The organism is Streptomyces alfalfae (assembly GCF_004127445.1).
GTDB classification, from domain to species: Bacteria; Actinomycetota; Actinomycetes; order Streptomycetales; family Streptomycetaceae; genus Streptomyces; species Streptomyces alfalfae.
On sequence record NZ_QEXM01000033.1, the window covers coordinates 79,020 to 99,641 of the forward strand.

At 73.8% G+C, this 20,622-nt stretch carries 20 protein-coding genes; 16 read left to right on the forward strand and 4 right to left on the reverse strand.

Features of this window, described 5'->3' with window-relative positions:
• Nucleotides 1-157 precede the first annotated feature (157 nt).
• From DCW30_RS13485 to DCW30_RS13500, 4 genes are all read left to right on the forward strand, one after another.
• The gene (locus DCW30_RS13485; protein ID WP_062771199.1) at nt 158-592 is read left to right on the forward strand and encodes a DUF6643 family protein; all 435 of its coding nucleotides are present in this window, start codon (nt 158-160) and stop codon (nt 590-592) included.
• A gap of 45 nt (nt 593-637) precedes the next feature.
• Nucleotides 638-1,462, forward strand: coding sequence for an MOSC domain-containing protein (locus DCW30_RS13490; protein ID WP_076687321.1), 825 nt, complete (start codon nt 638-640; stop codon nt 1,460-1,462).
• A 211-nt stretch (nt 1,463-1,673) separates the two neighbouring features.
• On the forward strand, nt 1,674-2,279 hold the full coding sequence (locus DCW30_RS13495) for an Rv1733c family protein (protein WP_205576628.1): 606 nt from the start codon (nt 1,674-1,676) through the stop codon (nt 2,277-2,279).
• Between the two features lie 178 nt (nt 2,280-2,457).
• Complete coding sequence (locus DCW30_RS13500) at nt 2,458-4,869, forward strand: right-handed parallel beta-helix repeat-containing protein (protein ID WP_079250213.1); 2,412 nt, start codon at nt 2,458-2,460, stop codon at nt 4,867-4,869.
• Here DCW30_RS13500 and DCW30_RS13505 read toward each other — a convergent pair.
• Entirely contained in the window at nt 4,829-7,093 is a 2,265-nt protein-coding gene (locus tag DCW30_RS13505) for a hypothetical protein (protein WP_232627096.1), read from the reverse strand. The genes DCW30_RS13500 and DCW30_RS13505 overlap by 41 nt on opposite strands.
• A 278-nt stretch (nt 7,094-7,371) precedes the next feature.
• On the opposite strand from DCW30_RS13505, the gene DCW30_RS13510 reads away from it, so the two are divergent.
• Nucleotides 7,372-8,211, forward strand: a complete 840-nt coding sequence (locus DCW30_RS13510) for a DeoR/GlpR family DNA-binding transcription regulator (protein WP_062771194.1) — start codon at nt 7,372-7,374, stop codon at nt 8,209-8,211.
• A gap of 63 nt (nt 8,212-8,274) precedes the next feature.
• Complete coding sequence (locus DCW30_RS13515; protein WP_062771193.1) at nt 8,275-8,763, forward strand: SRPBCC family protein; 489 nt, start codon at nt 8,275-8,277, stop codon at nt 8,761-8,763.
• Between the two features lie 7 nt (nt 8,764-8,770).
• On the opposite strand, the gene cds1 is transcribed toward DCW30_RS13515, so the two are convergent.
• Nucleotides 8,771-9,865 carry an L-cysteine desulfhydrase Cds1 gene (cds1, locus tag DCW30_RS13520; protein WP_076687318.1) on the reverse strand — a complete coding sequence of 365 codons (1,095 nt, stop codon included), beginning with the start codon at nt 9,863-9,865 and terminating at the stop codon, nt 8,771-8,773.
• Nucleotides 9,866-10,219: 354 nt separating this feature from the next.
• Here cds1 and DCW30_RS13525 point away from each other — a divergent pair, with 354 nt between their 5' ends.
• The 8 genes from DCW30_RS13525 to DCW30_RS13560 all read left to right on the forward strand — a co-directional run bounded on the left by DCW30_RS13525 (nt 10,220) and on the right by DCW30_RS13560 (nt 16,195).
• Nucleotides 10,220-10,549, forward strand: coding sequence for a hypothetical protein (locus DCW30_RS13525; RefSeq protein ID WP_076687317.1), 330 nt, complete (start codon nt 10,220-10,222; stop codon nt 10,547-10,549).
• Nucleotides 10,550-10,763: 214 nt separating this feature from the next.
• Complete coding sequence (locus DCW30_RS13530) at nt 10,764-11,237, forward strand: ATP-binding protein (protein ID WP_076687316.1); 474 nt, start codon at nt 10,764-10,766, stop codon at nt 11,235-11,237.
• Nucleotides 11,238-11,598: 361 nt separating this feature from the next.
• A complete protein-coding gene (locus DCW30_RS13535; RefSeq protein ID WP_076687315.1) occupies nt 11,599-12,180 on the forward strand; it encodes a TetR/AcrR family transcriptional regulator in 582 nt (193 codons plus the stop codon).
• A gap of 11 nt (nt 12,181-12,191) precedes the next feature.
• Nucleotides 12,192-12,590 carry a (R)-mandelonitrile lyase gene (locus DCW30_RS13540; protein ID WP_076687314.1) on the forward strand — a complete coding sequence of 133 codons (399 nt, stop codon included), beginning with the start codon at nt 12,192-12,194 and terminating at the stop codon, nt 12,588-12,590.
• A gap of 23 nt (nt 12,591-12,613) precedes the next feature.
• Nucleotides 12,614-13,207, forward strand: a complete 594-nt coding sequence (locus tag DCW30_RS13545) for a DUF4865 family protein (protein WP_076687313.1) — start codon at nt 12,614-12,616, stop codon at nt 13,205-13,207.
• Nucleotides 13,201-14,148, forward strand: a complete 948-nt coding sequence (locus DCW30_RS13550; RefSeq protein WP_237283462.1) for a phosphotriesterase family protein — start codon at nt 13,201-13,203, stop codon at nt 14,146-14,148. The genes DCW30_RS13545 and DCW30_RS13550 overlap by 7 nt, the downstream gene beginning before the upstream one ends.
• Nucleotides 14,149-14,232: 84 nt before the next feature.
• Entirely contained in the window at nt 14,233-14,832 is a 600-nt protein-coding gene (locus tag DCW30_RS13555; protein WP_076687312.1) for a TetR/AcrR family transcriptional regulator, read from the forward strand.
• 145 nt (nt 14,833-14,977) lie between these two features.
• Nucleotides 14,978-16,195, forward strand: coding sequence for an MFS transporter (locus tag DCW30_RS13560; RefSeq protein ID WP_076687311.1), 1,218 nt, complete (start codon nt 14,978-14,980; stop codon nt 16,193-16,195).
• Nucleotides 16,196-16,221: 26 nt separating this feature from the next.
• On the opposite strand, the gene DCW30_RS13565 is transcribed toward DCW30_RS13560, so the two are convergent.
• Entirely contained in the window at nt 16,222-17,454 is a 1,233-nt protein-coding gene (locus DCW30_RS13565; protein ID WP_076687310.1) for an ROK family protein, read from the reverse strand.
• Nucleotides 17,455-17,651: 197 nt separating this feature from the next.
• Between DCW30_RS13565 and DCW30_RS13570 the strand changes: the two genes are divergently transcribed.
• A complete protein-coding gene (locus DCW30_RS13570; RefSeq protein WP_076687309.1) occupies nt 17,652-18,839 on the forward strand; it encodes an MFS transporter in 1,188 nt (395 codons plus the stop codon).
• Nucleotides 18,840-18,932: 93 nt separating this feature from the next.
• Here the strand turns inward: DCW30_RS13570 and DCW30_RS13575 are convergent, their stop codons facing one another.
• Nucleotides 18,933-19,391, reverse strand: coding sequence for a carboxymuconolactone decarboxylase family protein (locus DCW30_RS13575; protein WP_373569124.1), 459 nt, complete (start codon nt 19,389-19,391; stop codon nt 18,933-18,935).
• Nucleotides 19,392-19,722: 331 nt separating this feature from the next.
• On the opposite strand from DCW30_RS13575, the gene sigJ reads away from it, so the two are divergent.
• Nucleotides 19,723-20,604, forward strand: coding sequence for an RNA polymerase sigma factor SigJ (gene sigJ, locus DCW30_RS13580; RefSeq protein ID WP_076689587.1), 882 nt, complete (start codon nt 19,723-19,725; stop codon nt 20,602-20,604).
• Nucleotides 20,605-20,622 lie beyond the last annotated feature (18 nt).

Here is a 20,622-nt window from a genome sequence, read left to right on the forward strand (position 1 = left end):
CCCGTCGAGAGCTCGGCTTTTACATGATCACTACGTCATCTGGCGACCGATTTTGCCAAGTTCGCTCGTATTGGGGGTCCGTCGCCACTGCCGACACGGAAAACAACCCTCTTATCGGTCTCCCCAACCAGCACATCAAGGGCTTAACTTATGAAGCATGACCTCCCCCCGCTCCACCTATGGCGGCGGTTACTACTCCGCGCCGTCCTTCCCGGACACTCCGATCTACGACTCCCTCGTCGCAGAGCGGGGCACTCCTCAGATCGCCCCGATCCGGGTCCCCTCCGCGTACGACACGGGCAGCCACAGCCATCTGCCCGCGCTCCCGGCCGCGTTGCCCGCCCTCCCGGCGGCCCCTTCCCACCACCAGAACACCGGGTACGGCTACCCGCAGGCCCAGCAGCCCGCACCGCTGCAACAGGCCCCGGCGCCGTACATCCCGCAGCAGGCCGCCGCCCCGCGCGGCTATCCGGGCGCCCAGCAGCAGCGCCCCGCCCCCGGCACGGGGTACGAGGCGATGCGCCCCGCGGCGCCCCGCCCCGCCCCCGCTCCGTACGAGGATCCGTACAACCGCCCCTATCGGGGGTACTGAGCGACCGCGGACATCGCTGTCAGTGGCTGCTGGCAGGATGTCCGCATGTCGAATCCAGCCTTGCGGTCGATCCACGTCCACCCGCTGAAGGCGGCCCAGGGGCACGCGCAGCGTGAGGCCGTCGTGGAGCCCTGGGGGCTCGCGGGGGACCACCGCTGGATGCTGGTCGACGGTGACGGGCGGTTCGTGTCCCAGCGGCCGTATCCGCGCATGGCGCTGGTCGCCGCCGAGCCTCTGCCCGGCGGCGGTGTCCGCGTGTCCGCGCCCGGCCGCAGGACGCTGACGGCGGCGGCGCCCGAGCCGCACGTGACGGTGCGGGTGGAGATCGGGCGGGACGAGGTCGACGCGGTGCCCGCCGACGCCGCGGCGCACGCCTGGTTCAGCGCCCACCTCGGCATGGACGTGCGGCTCGTCCACCTCGACGCCCCCGCCACGCGCCGCCCGATCGACCCGGCGTACGGCGGGGACGGCGAGACGGTCAGCTTCGCGGACGGCTTCCCGCTGCTGCTCACCGCGGCCTCCTCGCTCGACGCCCTCAATTCGCTGATCGCCCAGGGGGATCACGCCGACGAGGGCCCCCTGCCGATGAACCGCTTCCGGCCCAACGTCGTCGTGGACGGCACCCCGCCCTGGGCCGAGGACGACTGGAAGCGCGTCGCGATCGGCGGTGTCGTCTTCCGTGTCGTGAAGAAGTGCGGGCGGTGCGTCGTGACGACCACCGACCAGAACACCGGGGAACGCGGCAAGGAACCGCTGCGCACGCTCGCCCATCACCGCCGTTTCGGCGACCAGCTCGTCTTCGGGCAGAATCTGGTGCCGGAATCGACGGGGCGCATCCGCGTCGGGGACCGGTTCGACATCCTCGAATGACCGTGGCCCGGCGGGGAACCCGCCGACCGGGCACGGATGTGGGAGCAGGTGGCCGCGGAGCCGGAGAGCAGCCGCGCGGAGGCCGTGGACGTGAAGGGACGACCTTCGCGGGTCGGCTTCGCGGAGGTGATGCCGCTCTCTTTTCTCGCGCCGGCCGCGCGTGGGCCGTGCCGTCACTGGTAAGGACGGACGCGTGAGGGGGTGCGGGGCTGTGCGAGCGATCGTCGGGCTCTGGCGTTGGCGGCACAATCCGCTGCGCCGCGGGACCGACCTCCTGGAGTCCTGGGTGGCCCTGGCCGCCCTGGCGCTGATCCTGGTCGCCGCCCCCGTCGTCGGCGTCGTCACCACGGAGCTGACGCGGGACGCCCTCCTCGCCTCGGTGCGCGAGCAGCACGAGGCCCGCCACCCCGTCGTCGGCACGGTCGTGCGCAAACTCTCCGCTCCCCCGCTCGACCCCGACCCCGAGACCTCATCGGCCCGCGACGCCCACAGCCGCGTCCTCGCGCGCTGGACGGGCCCTGACGGCGCCGAACGCTCGGGCGTCGTCGCATCCGACCTCGACGCCCCGGCCCCCGGCGCTCACTTCAGGCTCTGGACCGACGAGCGCGGCCGGGTGGTCGGACGCCCGCTGGACACCGCGACCGCGAACACCCACGCGGTGCTCGCGGGCTTCGGCGCGGCCTCGGCTAGCGTCGGGCTCATAGAGGGCACCCGCAGATTCGTCCTGTGGCGCATCGCGCAGGGGCGTTATGCCCGTTGGGACCAGGCATGGGGCAGGGCGGGACCCGACTGGGGCAGGACCGGCGCCGGCTCCTGAACGGCCACGCGGGCGGCCCGCGCAGGTGAGAGCCTGCCGTTCGGGTCAACTGCCCCTGCCCACGCGCGCTACGGTGGACCGGCCGATCCCTTCGGCTCCTTGCGCATCGAGACGGCACATCGGCACGGCACATCGACGCAGGATCCCGCGTACGACGAGGTGGGGGCAGAGCAACTCCATGGCACAGGGCACGGTCCAGGTGACGCACACCGGCACGTCGCGGTGGCGGCGCCGCACCGGCGAATACGCCTCGCTCGCCGCTGCCTTGGAGGCCGCGGGCGACGGGGACATACTGACCGTCGCCGCGGGCACCTACCGCGAGAACCTCGTGGTCCAGCGCGCGGTGACCCTGCGCGGCCCGGAGAGCACGCCCGGTTCCGTGCGCATCGCGCCGCCCGACGGAGTGCCGCTCACGGTCCGGGCCTCCGCGACCGTGCAGGACCTGCACATCGAGGGGCAGGACTCCTCCGCGCCCGCGCTGCTCGTCGAGGACGGCGCTCCCGAGCTGACCGGCATCCGCGTCGTGACCCGCTCCGCCGCCGGCATCGAGGTGCGCGGCGGCGCCCGCCCGACGGTGCGCCGCTGCACGGTCGACAATCCCGGCGGCATCGGCATCGCCGTGCTCGACGACGGCGGCGGTGTCTTCGAGGAGTGCGAGATCGTCGCGGCGGGCCAGTCCGGCGTGGCGGTGCGCGGCGGCGGGCACCCGCGCCTGGAGCGCTGCCGGGTGCACCACGCCTCGGGCGCCGGGCTCTCGGTGACGGGCGAGAACAGCGGCCTTGAGGCGATCGGCTGCGAGGTGTACGAGGTCAAGGGCTCGGGCGTGCAGGTCACCGCGCGGGCCGCCGCGCATCTGACCGACTGCGACGTGCACCGCACCACGTCCGACGGCGTCACGCTCGACACGGACGCCGTGCTGACCCTCGCCGACTGCCGCATCCACGACATCCCGGAGAACGCGATCGATCTGCGCTCGCGCTCCGTGCTGACGCTGACCCGCTCCACGGTGAGCCGGTTCGGGCGCAACGGTCTTTCGGTGTGGGACCCCGGCACGCGCGTGGACGCCAACCAGTGCGAGATCCACGACAGCACGGGCGACTATCCGGCGGTCTGGGTCAGCGACGGCGCGACCGCCGTCCTGGAGTCCTGCCGGGTGCACGACGTGCCGGACGCGCTGTTCGTCCTGGACCGCGGCTCCCGCGCGGACGTCGTCGACAGCGACATCAGCCAGGTGCGCAACACGGCGGTGTCGGTGAGCGACGGCGCGACCGCGGAGCTGGACGACTGCCGTATCCGCGAGGCCGCCACGGGAGCGTGGTTCCGCGACCACGGCAGCGGCGGCACGCTGGCGAACTGCACGGTCGACGGCGTCCAGACCGGCGTGATCATCACCAAGGGGGCCGACCCCACCGTGGAGCGCTGCACGGTCACCGCCCCCGCGGAGGCCGGTTTCTATGTGTCGGCGGGCGGCCGGGGCACCCTCCAGGGCTGCCGGGTCAGCGGCAGCGGGGGCTACGGCTTCCACGTCATCGACGGCTGCCGTGCGACGCTGCGCAAGTGCCGTACGGAGCGGTGCGCGCGCGGCGGCTTCGAGTTCTCCGAGGAGGGCCCGCTCGTCGAGGACTGCGCGAGCGATGAGAGCGGGGGGCTGCGCACGCCCACCGCCACGTCTCCGGCGCCGGAGACGCCCGCCGTGCAGACGGCCACGCAGACGGTGGGACTGCTCGGCTCCGTCCCCGTCCAGCAGGCGGCGCCTCCCGCGGCGTCCGAGCAGACCGTCCGCGCCTCGAAGGAGGTGCTCGGCGAACTGGACGCCCTGGTCGGCCTCGACAGCGTCAAGCGCGAGGTGCGGGCGCTCACCGACATGATCGAGGTGGGCCGCCGCAGGCAGCTGGCCGGGCTGAAGGCCGCGTCCGTCCGCCGCCACCTGGTCTTCACCGGCTCCCCCGGCACGGGCAAGACGACCGTCGCCCGGCTCTACGGCGAGATCCTCGCCTCGCTCGGCGTCCTGGAGAGCGGCCACCTCGTCGAGGTCTCCCGCGTCGACCTGGTCGGCGAGCACATCGGTTCGACGGCGATCCGCACCCAGGAGGCCTTCGAGCGGGCGCGCGGCGGTGTGCTGTTCATCGACGAGGCGTACGCGCTCTCCCCCGAGGACTCCGGGCGCGACTTCGGCCGCGAGGCCATCGACACGCTCGTGAAGCTGATGGAGGACCACCGCGAGGCCGTCGTCGTGATCGTCGCCGGTTACACCGCGGAGATGCGGCGCTTCCTCACCGTCAACCCCGGTGTCGCGTCCCGTTTCTCCCGCACCATCACCTTCGGCGACTACGCGCCCGAGGAGCTGCTCCGGATCGTGGAGCAGCAGGCGGAGGAGCACGAGTACCGGCTGGGCGCGGGCACCGCCGAAGCACTCCTGAAGTACTTCACGGCGCTGCCGAAGGGTCCCGCGTTCGGCAACGGCCGCACCGCGCGGCAGACCTTCGAGGCGATGGTGGAGCGGCACGCGGGCCGCGTCGCCCAGCTGCCCGATCCGAGCACCGACGAGCTCACCCTGCTGTATCCGGAGGATCTGCCGGAGCTGGTGTGACCGCTTCGCCGGCCGCGGGCCGCGGCGAGGGCACGGCCGCCTTCAGGCGCGCGAGGAGCCGTGCGCGCTCCTCGGCGAAGGCGGGGTCGTTCTGGTAGCCGCCGTGGCCGAGGATCGGCGCCGGGAGCGGGTGGGCCTCCGTGCGACCGTAGGCCAGGGGGTCCTTGAGGGCCGCGCGGTCGACCTGGGGGCCGCAGTCGCCGTGCAGGCCGATGGGGCCGCCGATCGGGTCGGTGGCGCGGTGCAGGTTGCGCCAGCAGTCGACCTCGCGGTGCAGGGACGACAGGGCCGCCGGGCCGAAGTGGGCGGGGAACCAGCGGCCGTAGAGGCGCTCCAGGGGTGAGCCGTAGGTCAGCAGGGCGACGCGCTTGCGCACGGAGGGCCGCAGCTGCCAGGCGGCCGCCGCGGCGAGGACGCTGCCCTGTGAGTGCCCGGAGATGACGAGGCGGCCGCCCGTGGCGCTGGTCGCGCGCGTCCAGGCCGCCATGCGCCAGGTCAGGTCGGGGACCGCGCGCTCGGCGTAGCAGGGCGGGGCGAAGGGGTGGGCGGCCCGGGGCCAGAAGGTGCCGACGTCCCAGAGGATGCCGATGGTGCGGCGGGCGGACGGGTCCTTGTAGGCGCGGCGGCCCCAGGTGACGAACAGTATGAAGCCGAAGCCGATCAGCCAGGACCCGAGCGCCTGCGCGGTCTCCGCCGCGCCCTCCACGACGTCGGGCGTCCCTTGGGCGGCCCTGGCGGGCACTTTTCCGGTCAGCCAGGCGCCGACGAGGGCGCCCGCGCCGAGCAGCAGGGTCACGGCGGAGACGGTGCCGACGATGCGCGGCGCGCGGTCGGTGAGGGAGGCACGGGCGCGTGTCGCGGCGATGCGGCGCGTGCGCTCGGGGTCCCTGGGCTCGCCGGGGTAGTCGAGCGGGACCTGTGCCCGCTCGCGGCGCTTGATGCGGACGGTGCGCGCGCCGAGCCAGGCGCAGAGCAGCGCGACGACGACGAGCAGCGGCGGGATCACGGACGCCTGCCAGGTGAGCAGGACGGGCGGTCCCGCTATCGAGCCGTGGGCGCCGTCGAGCCAGTCGGCCACGCGCTGGGCGCCGCCGCCGGACATCACCCCGCCGAGCGCGCAGGACAGCATGGCGACCGCGGGTCCCGCCAGGCCGCGCAGGGCGGTGCGGGGGGCCGGCGACGAGCGGTACAGGGCGTGTGCGACCGCCGCGAGGCCGATGACGAGGAGCCCCTGGACGAGCGCGATCCCGCCGAAGGTGGCGTCGCCCGGCAGCCTGCCCGCGGACTGCCAGCCGGGGCGCGAGACGCCCGCGTAGAGCAGGGTGAGGACGAGCACGGCGAGCGCGGCCTGCGGAAGGCGCCGGACCAGGGCCTTGTCGAGCCTGCGGTCGAGGCGGTTCTCGCTGCGCCCCCTGCGGCACACCACCCACACGATGACGACGCCGCCCGCGGCGAGCGCGGCCTCCAGGGTCCAGCCGAGGGCGTCGAGCAGGGCGGGGCCGCCGGGGCGGCGGTCGTGCCGCGCGGCCGCGGCGCCGACGGCGGCGGCGACGGTGAGCAGCCCGGCGGCGGTGTGGGCGGCGCGGAGGCGGGCGACGAGGCGGCGGCCGTACCAGAAGCCGGGCCTGGCGAGCGCGGAGCGGTGCGTCTCCTCCTCCGGGTCGGGATGGTGGGGCAGCGGCTGCTGGGACTCGTAGGCGCTCCAGGTGCGGCGGGAGAGGTACCAGAGCAGGCCGGTGAGCGCGGCGGGCGCCAGGGCGGCGAGGCCGAGCCTGCGGCCGGGCTGCGACCACCAGCCGCCGTTCCCCGCCTCGTCCGTCGCGAGGAAGCCGAGCCAGGCGCGGTCGGCGGAGCAGTCGGGGGTGCCCGCGCACTGCCAGGCGGTGAGGTCGAGGGCGACCTCGCAGGCGGCGGCGGTCAGGAGCACGGTGAGGGTGAGGCCGATCAGCCGCACCAGGAGGCCGTAGGCGCGCACGAGCCGCCGGCGGCGGCGTGAGGTGGGCCGCATCCAGTGGGCGAGGTTGACCACCATGAAGGGCAGCAGCAGGAGCCACAGGGCGCGGGAGCCGTTGCCGGAGGTGAGGTTGCACCACACGTACGCCTCGGGCACCGGTTTGCCGCGGTAGTCGTCGGGGCGCCGCTCGGCGTCCGCGTCCTCGGCGCGCCGGAAGACGGCCGCCGTGTCGTCGCCGGTGATCCGCACGGTGCGCGGATCGCCGAGCATGTCCTCCGGTGTGGTGCCGCCGACCCCGTGCACCAGGAGTTCCAGGGCGGTCTCGTCCTTCGTCGCACGTTCCACTGTTCCGTGTCCCCCGAGAAGTGCGTGGTGAGGGGGCAAGGATCTCGGCTCAGGGGCCGGTGCGCACCCTCCGTCACTGAATCTCCCCCGAACGGGCGGCGGGGAACCACGTGGCCCGGCTGTCCGAGGGGCGTGCGAGGATGAGGCGCAGCGCGCCGCGGGGGCGCGGCGGGTGTGATGATGCAGAAGGGCCGGGGCCTGGCGTGAGTGAGAACCAGAACCTCCTCGCCGAGCAGCGCCGTGCCCTGATCCTCGACGAGGTGCGCCGCAGGGGCGGTGTCCGCGTCAATGAACTGACCCGCAAGCTCGGCGTCTCGGACATGACGGTCCGCCGCGACCTGGACGCGCTGTCCCGGCAGGGCGTCCTGGAGAAGGTCCACGGCGGCGCGGTGCCGGTCGTCGAGGCGAGCACGCACGAGCCGGGGTTCGAGGCGAAGTCGGGTCTGGAGCTGAGCGCCAAGGAGGACATCGCGCGGACGGCGGCGTCCCTGGTGGCGCCCGGTTCGGCGATCGCGCTGTCCGGCGGCACGACGACGTACGCGCTGGCGCACCACCTCCTCGACGTGCCCGATCTGACCGTGGTGACCAACTCCGTGCGGGTCGCGGATGTCTTCCACTCCGCCCAGCGCAGCTCGGGGCAGCGGCAGGGCGCGGCCACGGTGGTGCTGACCGGCGGGGTGCGCACGCCCTCGGACTCGCTGGTCGGTCCGGTCGCGGACCAGGCGATCGGGGCGCTCCACTTCGACGTGCTCTTCCTCGGGGTGCACGGCATATCGGCGGAGGCGGGCCTGTCGACGCCGAACCTGGCGGAGGCGGAGACCAACCGGCGCCTCGTGCGGTCCGCGCGGCGGGTGATCGTGGTGGCGGACCACACCAAGTGGGGGACGGTGGGGCTCAGTTCGTTCGCCGCGCTCTCGCAGGTCGACACGTTGGTGACGGACGCGGGGCTGTCGGCGGAGGCGCGCGCGGAGGTCTCCGAGCACCTTCGCAGGCTCGTGGTCACGGGTGAGCCCGAGGCGGCGGACGAGCCCGCAGACAACTGACGGCCCGCCGGATATGGTTGATCGTGCCCGGTCAACCGCCCGTTTCCCTGGGGGCCGTGTTCGATGGCACGCCGACTGCAGCCCGTGACGCTCGACTTCACCGCATCCGCACCGCTGCGCCTGGTCTTCACGCGCGAGATGGCCGCGGCGCCGGAGGCGGTCTACCGTGCGCTCGCCGAGGAGACCACCGGCTGGCCGAGGTGGTTCACCGCGGTCGCCTCGTGCCGCCCGGCCGGCGACGGCAGGGGCCGTGAGGTGCGGCTCAGGGGCGGCACCCGCTTCCGGGAGACGGTCCTCGCGGCCGAGGCCCCGCACCGCTACGCCTACCGCGTCGACGAGACGAACGCGCCGGGCCCCCGCGCCCTCCTGGAGGAGTGGCGGCTCAGCCCCGCGGGGACCGGCACGCGCGTGCGGTGGACCGTCGCGGCGGACGGCCCCGTCCCGTTCCGCCTGCTGCTGCGGGTGGGCCGCGCGGGCGTCGGCCGCGCCTTCCGCGACGCCGTGACGCGCCTCGACCGGCGGCTCACCGCCGTGGAACGGGACCCCGGCTAGGGAAGGGCTACCGCCACTCCCCCGTGGCCAGCAGCGTCTCGATCGCCGCCGTGTACGGAGCGATGTCCAGGCCCTGTTCGGCCAGCCAGGCGTCGGAGTAGTACTTGTCCAGGTAGCGGTCGCCCGGGTCGCAGATCAGCGTCACCACACTGCCCTGGCGGCCCACGTCGACCATCTCGGCGACGATCTTCAGGGCGCTCCACAGGCCGGTGCCGGTCGAGCCGCCCGCCTTGCGGCCGATGGCGCGCTCCAGGGCGCGCACCGCCGCGACGGACGCCGCGTCCGGGACCTTCATCATGCGGTCGATCGCGCCGGGCACGAAGCTGGGCTCCATGCGGGGCCGTCCGATGCCCTCGATGCGGGAGCCGCAGTCGCTCGTCGCGTCGGGGTCGTTCTTCGTCCAGCCGTCGAAGAAGCAGGAGTTCTCCGGGTCGGCGACGCAGATGCGGGTGTCGTGCTGCATGTAGTGGACGTAGCGCGCCAGCGTCGCCGAGGTGCCGCCGGTGCCCGCCGTGGCGACGATCCAGGCGGGCTCCGGGTAGCGTTCGAGGCGGAGCTGCTGGTAGATCGATTCGGCGATGTTGTTGTTGCCGCGCCAGTCGGTGGCGCGTTCCGCGTAGGTGAACTGGTCCATGTAGTGGCCGCCGGTCTCGACGGCGAGGGCCGCCGACTCGGCGTACATCGTGCGCGGGTCGTCGACGAAGTGACACCGGCCGCCGTGGAACTCGATCAGGCGGCACTTCTCGGCACTGGTCGTGCGCGGCATCACGGCGATGAAGGGCACCCCGACGAGCTTCGCGAAGTACGCCTCGGAGACGGCTGTCGAGCCGCTGGACGCCTCGATGACCGGGCGGCCGGGCCTGATCCAGCCGTTGCAGAGGCCATAGAGGAAGAGCGAGCGCGCCAGGCGGTGCTTGAGGCTGCCGGTCGGGTGCGTGGATTCGTCCTTGAGGTACAGGTCGATGCCCCACCGCTCGGGCAGCGGGAAGCGCAGCAGGTGGGTGTCGGCCGAGCGGTTGGCGTCCGCCTGGACCTTTCGGACGGCTTCTTTCAGCCAGGCGCGGTACTCCGCGTCGCTGTGGTCGACGTCGAGCGTCGGCATCGGCCCGTCGGCTCGAATGGGCTGTGGGGTGTCCACCGCGGGGCTCCTTCGCGTCGTGCCGGACGCGATTCGACGCGGCCGTACCCCTCGATCTTAAACACCCCTCGCACGCTTCTCACCTGCATAAACACACCTTTGACCACCTCAAAGGCACTGCTGGCGCAGTCGGCCGCGGCGGGCCCGACGGGCGGCGGGGACACCCGGTCGGCGGCACTTCCCGACGTCTCCCATGAGCACTGGTGCTCGACGCCCACGAGGGGCAGACTGCACGTCACGGGACATGGTCCACTACGGAGCACGGGACGCCGTCCCGGGCCGAGCGATGTCACCGAAGCGCACAAGGGGGCGGAAGTCATGGCGGAGCCGGAGTTCACGGCGACGGGTGTGCGGATCGGCCGGCGCCTGCGCTCCCTCACCCGCGCCGGACAGGTCCGGATCGCCGACGGCAGGCTGGAGTTGCTCACCAGTTACGGCACGGAGATCGACAGCGCTCCGGTGCAGGCCGTGCGCGCGGGCAAACCCTGGTTCGCCCCGGAGGACCACGCCCTGGCCGAGGTGAACGGCACGCGCTACCGGCTCACGCTCGGCGAGCGCGAACCGGCTCCCGGGCAGGCCGGGCCCCCCACCGTGCGCAGGTTCATCGAGGCGGTGCGGGGCGCCGCGGGGCGTCGCGCACGGGACTGAACGGGCCGCCGCCGGGCCGAGCGGGGCCATCCGCGCCACGCGAGTTGCACGCCCGTTCCCCCTGGGCCACTCTGGTCTCACATCACTCTGGGTTTACCGGCGATGACGCTGCGAACCAGCCCGCCGCCGGCACGCAGTAGGCGGCAGACCAAGCGGCCACCTGCTGGATCCGAACGACGCCTTCTTCCGGACCTCAATTCGGGGAGTCGCAGCCGTGATCAGCAAACCAAGCAGGCATTGCACGGTGGAGCTTCAGGCCCTGCCGTCGCGGATCCGCCAGGTCCGCAGAATCATCTCCGCGCAGTTGCGGTACTGGCGTCTCGACCCCTTGATAGACCAGGCCGCACTCGGCGTCACCGAGCTGCTGACCAACGTCCATCGGCACGCCGAACCGGACAAGGGGTGCACCGTGGAGATCGAGCTGCTCCTCGAACGGCTCACCGTCTCCGTCCACGACCACGACCCCCGGCTGCCCGTGATCCACGAGGCGGAGCCGACGGAGACCAGTGGCCGGGGCCTCGCGCTGGTGGCGGCCGTGAGCGAGAGCTGGGGCGTGCGCCCCCACGGGGATTCGGGAAAAGTCGTGTGGTTCACGCTCCCCGCCCCCGAGCCCTCGGTGACCGTCCCCTTGCGTCCCGTGTTCGGGATGCCCGAGAAGACCCCCGCCCGGTCGGCCGTCGCCGGCTGACCGGGCGGTGATCGTCCCCCGCTCGCGTCCCGCGCCGAGCGTGCGCCGTCGCGCGTACGCCGGTGGGGTCACTCGGTGGCGATGGCGCGCAGCACGTCCATGCGCGCCGCGCCCCGCGCCGGGCGCGGCCCCGCCGAGGCTCCCGCCGCCGGGCCCGCCGTCCCAGTGCGCCCGGGTCCGCAGGGGAAGTCAGCTCCTCGGTGGGCATCTCGGATGACTCGTCGAGACTCACCCCGCACGGCATGCCGCGTCGTCGCACGGCCGGCGGCACCGCGCGTGCCACCGAGGGAGTACGCGGGGGCGGCGCGACTGCTCCCCACGCCCCATGGATTCTGTACCTACTAGTATGTACAGTGTCCCCATGAGCACTCCCGAGCGTCTGATCGAGTCCACCCGCGAACTCCTGTGGGAGCGCGGTTACGTGGGGACCAGCCCCAAGGCGATCCAGCAGCACGCGGGCGCCGGCCAGGGCAGCATGTACCACCACTTCGCCGGCAAGCCCGACCTGGCGCTCGCCGCGATCCGCCGCACCGCCGAGGAGCTGCGCCGCACGGTCGACGACGTGCTGGGCGGCGACGGACCCGCGTACGCGCGCGTCGAGGCGTATCTGCTGCGCGAGCGCGACGTGCTGCGGGGCTGCCCGGTCGGGCGGCTCACGATGGACCCGGACGTCATCGCCGACGACACGCTGCGCGCACCCGTGACCGAGACGCTCGACTGGCTGCGCGACCGGCTCGCCGGGATCGTGCGGGAGGGGCGCGAGCGCGGCGAGTTCGCGGCGTCGCTCGACCCGCACCGGACCGCGTCGCTGATCGTGGCCACGGTCCAGGGCGGCTATGTCCTGGCGCGCGCCTCCGGCTCACCGGCCGCGTTCGAGGCGGGAGTGCGCGGCCTGCTCGCCCTCCTCGCGTCGGCCGGGCCCGACGACACCACCACGCAGTGAGGACTTCCGCGTTGCACATCACCCGAAGCAGGCCCGCGAGCGTGCGGGGCCCCGCCGAGCAGTTCACCGGCGCCGTCTGGCTCGACGAGATCGCCGCACCCGAAGCCCCGTCACGGCTGCGTGTCTTCAGCGTCCACTTCGCGCCCGGCGCCCGTACGGCCTGGCACACCCATCCGCACGGCCAGGTCCTGCACGTCACCGAGGGAGAGGGCCGCGTCCAGCGCGCGGGCGGTCCCGTCGAGCACATCCGGGCGGGCGACACCGTCTGGATCGAACCCGGTGAGAGCCACTGGCACGGCGCCGGGCCGCACACCTTCATGACCCACCTGGCCACGGTGGAGGCGGCGGCGGACGGGACGGTCGCCGACTGGGGCGCCCTGGTCGGCGACGTCCCCGCCACCGCCGAGTGATCCGGCGAACGACGGAGTACACGATGCACGCCATGCAGTACGACATCACCCTGCCCGCCGACTACGACATGGACGTCATCCGGCGCCGCGTCGCGACGAAGGGCCATCTGCTCGACGCGTTCTCCGGACTCGGCTTCAAGGCGTACCTGATGCGCGAGCGCGGCAGGGACGGCTCACCCGTCAACCAGTACGCGCCGTTCTACCTCTGGAACACCGCCCACGGCATGAACTCCTTCCTCTGCGGCCCCGGCTTCCAGGGCCTCGCCGACGACTTCGGGCGGCCCGTGGTGCGGCACTGGACGACTCTCGCGTACGAGGAGTCGCCCGGCGCGGTGACCGGCGCGGCCCCGCCGAGGGCGGCGCTGCGCCGTCGCGAACCGGTCCCCGCGGAAACGCCGCTGCCGGTGCTCGCGGAGGAACTCGCCCGCGAGGCCGCGCGGTCGACCCGCGAGGAGGGCGCGGTGTGCGCCCTCGCGGCCGTCGACCCGCGGACCTGGGAGGCCGTGCGCTTCTCCCTCTGGGAGCACGAGCCGCCGCAAGGCCCCGGGGACGTCTTCGAGGTGCTGCACGTCTCGGCCCCGGAGCGGGAGGGGCTGCCGAGGGGACGGCAGTGGTGACGCCGCCCGGCAGGGCCGCCGCCGGCTCGGCCACGGTCCGCACCGTCCTCGGTGACATACCCCCGGCGGACCTCGGGGTCTGTGACGCCCACGACCATCTGTTCCTGCGCAGCCCCCGGCTGCCGGGGCAGGAGCTGGACTCCCCCGCGTCGGCCGCCGGTGAACTGGCGGCATTCCACGCGGCCGGCGGCCGGAGCGTCGTCCAGTGGACACCGCACGGCATGGGGCGGCGGGCGGAACGGCTGCCCGGACTGGCCCGGGCCGCCGGGGTGCACGTGGTGGCCGCGACGGGCCTGCACCAGGCCGTCCACTACCCCCCGAAGACGCTGGACCGGCTCCGGACGCACGGGCTCGCGGAGCTGTTCGTCCGTGAACTCACCGAAGGGGTGGGGACGTCGGGCGTACGCGCCGGGCTGATCAAGGTCGCGGGCGGCTACCACGGGCTCGACGCCCACGCCCGCTGGACCATGACGGCGGCGGCCGAGGCGCACCACGCGACGGGCGCCCCGATCGCCGTGCACCTGGAACTGGGCACGGCCCCGCTCGACGTACTCGACCTGCTCTGCGCCGACTCGGCGGTGCCGCCGCACAAGGTGATCCTGGGTCACCTCAACCGCCACCCCGACCTGACCGTCCACCGCCAGGCCGCCGAAGCGGGCGCCTACCTCGCCTTCGACGGCCCCTCCCGTGCCCACCACGCCACGGACTGGCGCATGCCGGACGCGGTGAGCGCCCTGGTCGACGCGGGCTTCGGCGACCGCCTCCTCCTCGGCGGTGACACGACGACGGCGGAGGCCCGTTCGGTCGACGGCGGCCCCGGCATGCCGCATCTGCTGCGCCGGGTTAGCCCCCTGCTCCGGATCGCGGTGGGCGAGGAGCCGGTGCGGCAGATCCTCACGGTCAGCCCCGGGCGGGCCTTCGGGGCGGAGTGGCCGTGCTGACCGTCAGCGGCACACGGCCCGTTGACGGCAGGCAAGGCGCCGAACGTATTGCACTGAACGTTCCAGAACCGGTACGGTTCCCGCATGGCCCGACCGAGGACTTTTGACGAGGAACGGGCTCTGGACGCGGCGATGCGCGCGTTCTGGGTGAAGGGCTACGAGGCCACGTCGACCCAGGACCTCTGCGACGCCACGGGCCTGGGCCGCAGCAGCATCTACAACACCTTCAGCAGCAAGCACGACCTCTTCCGGCGCGCCCTCGCCCGCTACATGGACGCCATGAACGCCCGCCAGTTCGACATCCTGGACGACACGGAGCGGCCGGCCATCGAGCGGCTGCGGGCACTGTTCACCCGGGTGATCGACGGGGAGTTCGAGCAGCGCGAGGACGGGCACAGCATCGGCTGCCTCACCGTCAACACCACCGTCGAACTCGCCGCGCGCGACCCCGAGGCCGCCGCCATGCTGGAGCGCGACCTCGCGAGGCGACTCGCGTCGCTGGGGGCCGCCATCCGGGCCGGGCAGCGGGACGGCGACATCACGTCGGGGCGGGACGCCGACACCCTCGCGCGGTACCTCAACGCCGTCATCGGCGGCATGCGCGTCTCCGCACAGGGCGGCGCCGACCGGGCCGCCCTGCACGCCATCGCCGCCACCGCGCTCGACGCGCTGACGGTGCGCTGACCGGCCCCGCGCCCTTTCCTCACCCACCGGCACAGCCGCCCGCGGCCACCGTGTCACGCCCCGCCGCGGGCGGCCCGCCCACGCCCTGGTTTTGTACTGACCCATCCAAAACTTGTCCCTCAGCACCCGACAGGAGCACGACGCCATGCCCCGCGCCGTATACGTTCTGGCCCTCGGCATCTTCACCATGGTGACCAGCGAGTTCGTGGTCGCCGGCCTCATGCCGCAGATGGCCGACGGCCTCGACGCCACGATCCCCGAGATCGGCTACCTCATCACCGCCTTCGCCGCCGCGATGGCGCTCGGCGGCCCGTTCCTCACGGTCGCCCTCCTGCGGATGCGTCAGAAGAGCGCGCTGATGCTGCTGTTCGGCGTCTTCCTCGCGGGCAACGTGCTCGCCGCCCTCGCGCCCGACTACCGCACCATGCTGGTGGCCCGCGTGCTCACCGGCATCGCGTCACAGGCCTTCTTCGGCGTCTCGCTCTCGCTGGTCTTCCGCGTCACCGGTCCCGCCGTGCGGGGCCGCGCCGTCGCCGTGGCCCTCAACGGGCTGATGCTCGGCACACTCCTCGGCCTGCCGATCTCCACCGTCATCGGTGAGCACCTGGGCTGGCGCGCGGCGTTCTGGGCCATCACGGCGCTGACCGTGCTCGCCGCCCTGGCCACGCTCACCGGAGTGCCGGCGGTCGAGGGTGACGCCGACGAGAACGGCGGTCTCCGGCGGGAACTCGGCGCCTTCCGCAGCCCGCGGCTCTGGTTCACCCTCACCACCAGCACCTTCGTCATCGGCGCCACCTTCTCCGCCTTCAGCTACCTCAACCCGATCCTCACCGGCATCACCGGCTTCTCCACGGGAGCCGTGCCGCTGCTCCTCATCGGATACGGGGCGGCCACCGTCGTCGGCAACACGGTCGTGGGGCGGTTCGCCGACCGCCGCACGCTCCCCGTGCTGCTGATCGGTCTCGCACTGAACCTGGCCTTCCTCGTCGGGTTCGCGCTCTTCGCCCACCTGCCCGTCGCCGCCGTGCCGCTGATGACGGGCATCGGTCTGGTGGGGGTGACGATGAACCCCGCCCTCGTGACCCGCGTCCAGCGCGTCGGCAACGCACGGCCGCTGGTCAACACCGTGCACTCCTCGTTCATCACGCTCGGCATCATCATCGCGACGTCCGTCGGCGGCCCCGCCATCGACACCTTCGGCCTGCGCGCACCGCTGTGGGTCGGGGCGGGCCTCGCGCTGCTCGGGCTCGGCACACTGCTGCCGGACGTGCTGCGCCGTGGGGCCGAAGGCGGGACCGCCGAGCCGGAGACGGTCCCGGCCGCCGGGCGGAAGACCGCGCCGGACCTCGCGGGCGCCGCCTGACGGCCCGGCGTGCGGCCGGGGCCGCGTCAGCCGAGCGCGCCCAGGGGGTCGTCGAGCACCGGCTGCCAGGCCAGTTCGGCGGCCCCGACCAGACTGTTGTGGTCCAGCGTGCAGGCCAGGATCGGTACGCCGCCGCTGCGTCCCCACAGGCTCCGGTCGGCGACGACGGCGCGCAGCCGCTCGGGGTCCGCCTCCAGGAGGGCGCGGTGCAGGCCGCCCAGGATGATGCGGTCCGGGTTGAGGATGTTGACCAGGCCCGCGAGCCCGAGGCCGAGCCGGTCGATCAGCGCCTCGGCCGCGGCGCGCACGGAAGGATCGCCGTACGCGTCGCGCAGCAGTGCGCGCGCCTGCACGAGCAGCCCCTCGGGGCCGGGCTCGCGGCCCGCCTCCGTCAGGAAGGCCAGCGGGTCGGTCTCGACGTCGAGACAGCCGCGGCTGCCGCAGTGGCAGGGCCGCCCCTCGGGGTTCACCGTGAGGTGGCCGACCTCCAGGGCGAGGCCCGAACTGCCGGTGTGCAGACGCCCGTCGAGGACCAGCGCGCCGCCGACGCCGCGGTGCCCGGTCGCCACACAGAGCAGGTCCCGCGCGCCGCGGCCCGCGCCGTGGCGGTGCTCGGCGAGCGCGGCGAGGTTCACGTCGTTGGCGGCGAACGCGGGGCCCTCGATCTTCGCCTCGCGTACGCAGTCGGTGAAGATCTGCCGGACCTGGGCCCCCGCGGGCCACGCCAGGTGCAGCGGGTTCAGCGCGGTGCCCTCCGGCTCCGCGACGGCGGACGGCGCGGCGAGGCCCGCCCCCACGCAGCGCCTGCCGGTGTCCCGCAGCAGCCGCGCGCCCGCCTCGACGACGGAGCCGAGGACCTGGGCGGGGTCGGCGTCGACGGTCTCGCAGCCGGGGGCGGTCGCCACGATGCGTCCGCCGAGGCCGACCAGGGCGGCCCGGAAGCCGTCCGCGTGCACCTGCGCGGCGAGGACCACGGGCCCGTCCTCCGCGACGGAGAGGCGGTGCGACGGCCTGCCCTGCGACCCCGCCGCCGCGCTCGGCTTCGCGTCGATCCGGATCAGCCCGAGCGCTTCGAGCTCGGCGGCCACGGCACCCGCGGTCGCGCGCGTGACGCCCAGCTCCGCGGTGAGCACGGCGCGGGTCGGGGCGCGCCCGGTGTGCACCAGTTCGAGCGCGGGTCCCAGCGCGCCGCGGCCCCGCTCCAGGCGGGTGCGGGTGGTCACTTCCCCCTCGGCACGGGGGTCAGCCTTGCCGTTCATGAAGGGGAGTGTCCCATGCTCCGTACACGGCCAGGCCGTTCGAACGTCATCCGCTCGTTCCTTCCGGGAACCGTCTCGATCCGCCGTCCGTGCGCCGTGATCCGCCGTCCGGGCGCTGCGATCCGTCACCTGGACACCACGCATCCCGTCACGCGCGCGTCTTGATCCGCTGCCCGTGGGCACTTTACCCTGACTTTGTGCCGCTACTAAACAAACCCGGGACCGCAGCGTCGCGGCCCGTCGCCCCCCACCTCCGCCGGCTGCGGATCGTGCTCACCGTCTTCTTCGCGCTCGACGGCTTCATCTTCGCCGGGTGGGTCGTCCGCATCCCCGCCATCAAGGAACAGACGGGCGCGTCGACCGGCACGCTCGGACTCGCGCTGCTCGGCGTCTCGGCCGGGGCGGTGATCACGATGATGCTGACCGGACGGCTCTGCCGCCGCTTCGGCAGCCACCGGGTCACCGTGGCCTGCGGCGTGCTCCTCTCCCTGAGCGTCGCCCTGCCGCCGCTGACCCACTCCGCGGCGGCACTGGCCGCCGTGCTCCTGGTCTTCGGCGCCGCGTACGGCGGCATCAACGTCGCGTTCAACAGCGCCGCCGTCGACCTCGTGGCCGCGCTGCGCCGGCCGATCATGCCCAGCTTCCACGCGGCGTTCAGTCTCGGCGGCATGGTCGGCGCGGGCGTCGGCGGGCTCCTCGCGGGCTCCCTCTCCCCCACGCGCCACCTCCTCGGCCTCACCGTGATCGGCCTGGTCGTCACCGCCGTCGCGGGGCGCGCGCTGCTGCGGATCGAGCCCCCGGCGGCGCCCGTCCGCCCCGAGGCCGACGCCCCGCGCCGCCCGGCCTCCCGCACCCGCGGCCCCGTCCTCGTCTTCGGGCTCATCGCCCTGTGCACCGCGTACGGCGAGGGGGCGCTCGCCGACTGGGGCGCGCTCCACCTGGAGGAGGACCTGGCCGCCCACCCAGGGATCGCCGCCGCGGGCTACTCCTGTTTCGCCCTGGCCATGACGGTGGGCCGGCTCAGCGGAACGGTCCTGCTCGAACGGCTCGGCCAGACCCGCGTCATCGTGGTCGGCGGCGCCATGGCCGCCGCCGGCATGCTGCTCGGCGCGCTCGCCCCCGCCGTGTGGTTGGCCCTCATCGGCTTCGCGGTCACGGGGCTCGGGCTCGCCAACCTCTTCCCCGTGGCCGTCGAGCGGGCGGGCGCGCTGGCCGGGCCGAGCGGCGTGGCCACCGCGTCCACACTCGGCTACGGCGGCATGCTGCTCGGCCCGCCGGCCATCGGCTTCATGGCGGACTGGTCCACCCTGCCGACGGCGCTCACGAGCGTGGCCGGCCTGGCAGGGCTCGCCGCCGCCATCGGCTACGGCACGCGCCGCCGCTGACGGTTGACGCGCAGCGGTTCTCCACCTGCTCCCCACGACGGAGCGACTGCCGACGCGATCGCCGGCCGAGCAGGGGCCGGCGCCGCTGGGCCGTCAGCCGAACTGGCCGGGCCGGTAGTCGCCGGCCGGCTGCTGGACAACGGCGTTCATCCGGTTGAAGGCGTTGATGACGGCGATGACGGAGACCAGCGCGGCGAGCTGGTCCGCGTCGTAGTGCTTGGCGGCCTCGGCCCACGCCTCGTCGGAGACGCCCGACGAGTCGGCGATACGGGTGGCCTGCTCGGTCAGTTCCAGGGCTGCCCGCTCGGCCTCGGTGTAGACCTTCGCCTCGCGCCAGGTCGCGACCAGGTTGATCCGCACCTGGCTCTCGCCCGCCTCCGCCGCCTCCTTGGTGTGCATGTCGAGGCAGAAGCCGCAGCCGTTGATCTGGCTGGCGCGCATCCGCACCAACTCCTGTGTCGCGACCGGCAGGGGCGAGTCCAGGAGGGACCTGCCGGCGGCGACGAGGTGCTTCAGGTAGTTCACCGTGACCGGGTTGTCGTAGTAGTCCATACGGGGTTCCACGTCGTTCTCCCTTGGTGCGTCTGGTGCGTCCGCTGGTACACCTCACCGACGAAGCGGCCCGGAGAAATGTGAGGCCGCCGCCGACGCGGCCCCGCACCCGGCCCGGTCTCACATTCCGGGGCGCTCGATCGTCGTATGGAGGAAGGCAGCAGCGACCGAGGGAGCCGGCCCAGTCATGACCACGCGATCCACTCCGCCCGAGCCCGCGCACGGCCGACGCGGGCGCGGCCGACGCGAGCAGAGCCGTCACGAGCACGGTCGGCACGAGACCGGGCGGCGCGAGACCGACGGCGCCCCGGACCCGGGCCTCGCCGCGATCATGGCCGAGCGGCGGCAACTGCTCGGTCTCTCCTATCGGCTGCTCGGCTCACTGGCGGACGCGGAGGACGTCGTGCAGGAGACGTACGCGCGCTGGTACGCGATGTCCCCGCAGCGGCAGGCGGCCATCGACAACCCCGGAGCCTGGCTGACGAGGGTTTCCGGGCGCATCTGCCTCGACCTGCTCGGCTCGGCGCGGGCCAGGCGGGAGAGCTACGTGGGCGAGTGGATCCCCGAGCCGCTGCCCGACCGTACGGAGTGGATCGGCGGCCGGCCGGGCGGCGCGGCCGCCGACCCGGCCGACCGGGTCACCCTCGACGAGTCGATCACCATGGCCTTCCTCGTCGTGCTGGAAGCGATGACCCCGGCCGAGCGCGTCGCGTTCGTCCTGCACGACGTCTTCCGCTATCCCTTCGCCGAAGTGGCCGAGGTCGTGGGCCGGTCGCCGGCGGCCTGCCGACAACTGGCCTCATCCGCCCGCCGCCGCGTCCGGGCGTCGCGGGGCCCCGCGACGCCGGCGGTCCAACAGGCCGACGTCGTGCGGAACTTCAAGCAGGCCTGGGAGGCCAAGGACGTCGACGCCCTCATCGGCCTCCTCGACCCCGACGCCACGGCGACCGGCGACGGCGGCGGGCTCGTCAACGCGGCCCTGCGCCCGGTCGCGGGCGGCGAGCGGATCGCGCGCGGCCTGATCGAGGTCATCGACCGGCCGGTGTCCCCCGTGACGCTCCTGGAGCGTACGGTCAACGGCCGGCCGGGCCTGGTGGCGCGGCAGGACGGAGTCACCGTCTCGGTGTTCGCCTTCGGGGTCGCGGCCGGCCGGATCACCGACATCTGGGCCGTGCGGAACCCGGAGAAGCTGCGGCCCTGGAGGGCGGCGTGAGGCCCCGCCGTCCGACAC

Bases quoted from the DNA above. Each gene is read 5' to 3' on its own strand.
- DCW30_RS13555 (WP_076687312.1), top strand. From the start codon at position 14,233: ATGGCCCGACCGAGGACTTTTGACGAGGAACGGGCTCTGGACGCGGCG.
- DCW30_RS13515 (WP_062771193.1), top strand. From the start codon at position 8,275: ATGGCACGCCGACTGCAGCCCGTGACGCTCGACTTCACCGCATCCGCA.
- DCW30_RS13535 (WP_076687315.1), top strand. From the start codon at position 11,599: ATGAGCACTCCCGAGCGTCTGATCGAGTCCACCCGCGAACTCCTGTGG.
- DCW30_RS13575 (WP_373569124.1), bottom strand. From the start codon at position 19,391: ATGGACTACTACGACAACCCGGTCACGGTGAACTACCTGAAGCACCTC.
- sigJ (WP_076689587.1), top strand. From the start codon at position 19,723: ATGGCCGAGCGGCGGCAACTGCTCGGTCTCTCCTATCGGCTGCTCGGC.
- DCW30_RS13545 (WP_076687313.1), top strand. From the start codon at position 12,614: ATGCACGCCATGCAGTACGACATCACCCTGCCCGCCGACTACGACATG.
- DCW30_RS13565 (WP_076687310.1), bottom strand. From the start codon at position 17,454: ATGAACGGCAAGGCTGACCCCCGTGCCGAGGGGGAAGTGACCACCCGC.
- DCW30_RS13500 (WP_079250213.1), top strand. From the start codon at position 2,458: ATGGCACAGGGCACGGTCCAGGTGACGCACACCGGCACGTCGCGGTGG.
- DCW30_RS13490 (WP_076687321.1), top strand. From the start codon at position 638: ATGTCGAATCCAGCCTTGCGGTCGATCCACGTCCACCCGCTGAAGGCG.
- DCW30_RS13485 (WP_062771199.1), top strand. From the start codon at position 158: ATGACCTCCCCCCGCTCCACCTATGGCGGCGGTTACTACTCCGCGCCG.
- DCW30_RS13505 (WP_232627096.1), bottom strand. From the start codon at position 7,093: ATGCTCGGCGATCCGCGCACCGTGCGGATCACCGGCGACGACACGGCG.
- cds1 (WP_076687318.1), bottom strand. From the start codon at position 9,865: ATGCCGACGCTCGACGTCGACCACAGCGACGCGGAGTACCGCGCCTGG.
- DCW30_RS13560 (WP_076687311.1), top strand. From the start codon at position 14,978: ATGCCCCGCGCCGTATACGTTCTGGCCCTCGGCATCTTCACCATGGTG.
- DCW30_RS13525 (WP_076687317.1), top strand. From the start codon at position 10,220: ATGGCGGAGCCGGAGTTCACGGCGACGGGTGTGCGGATCGGCCGGCGC.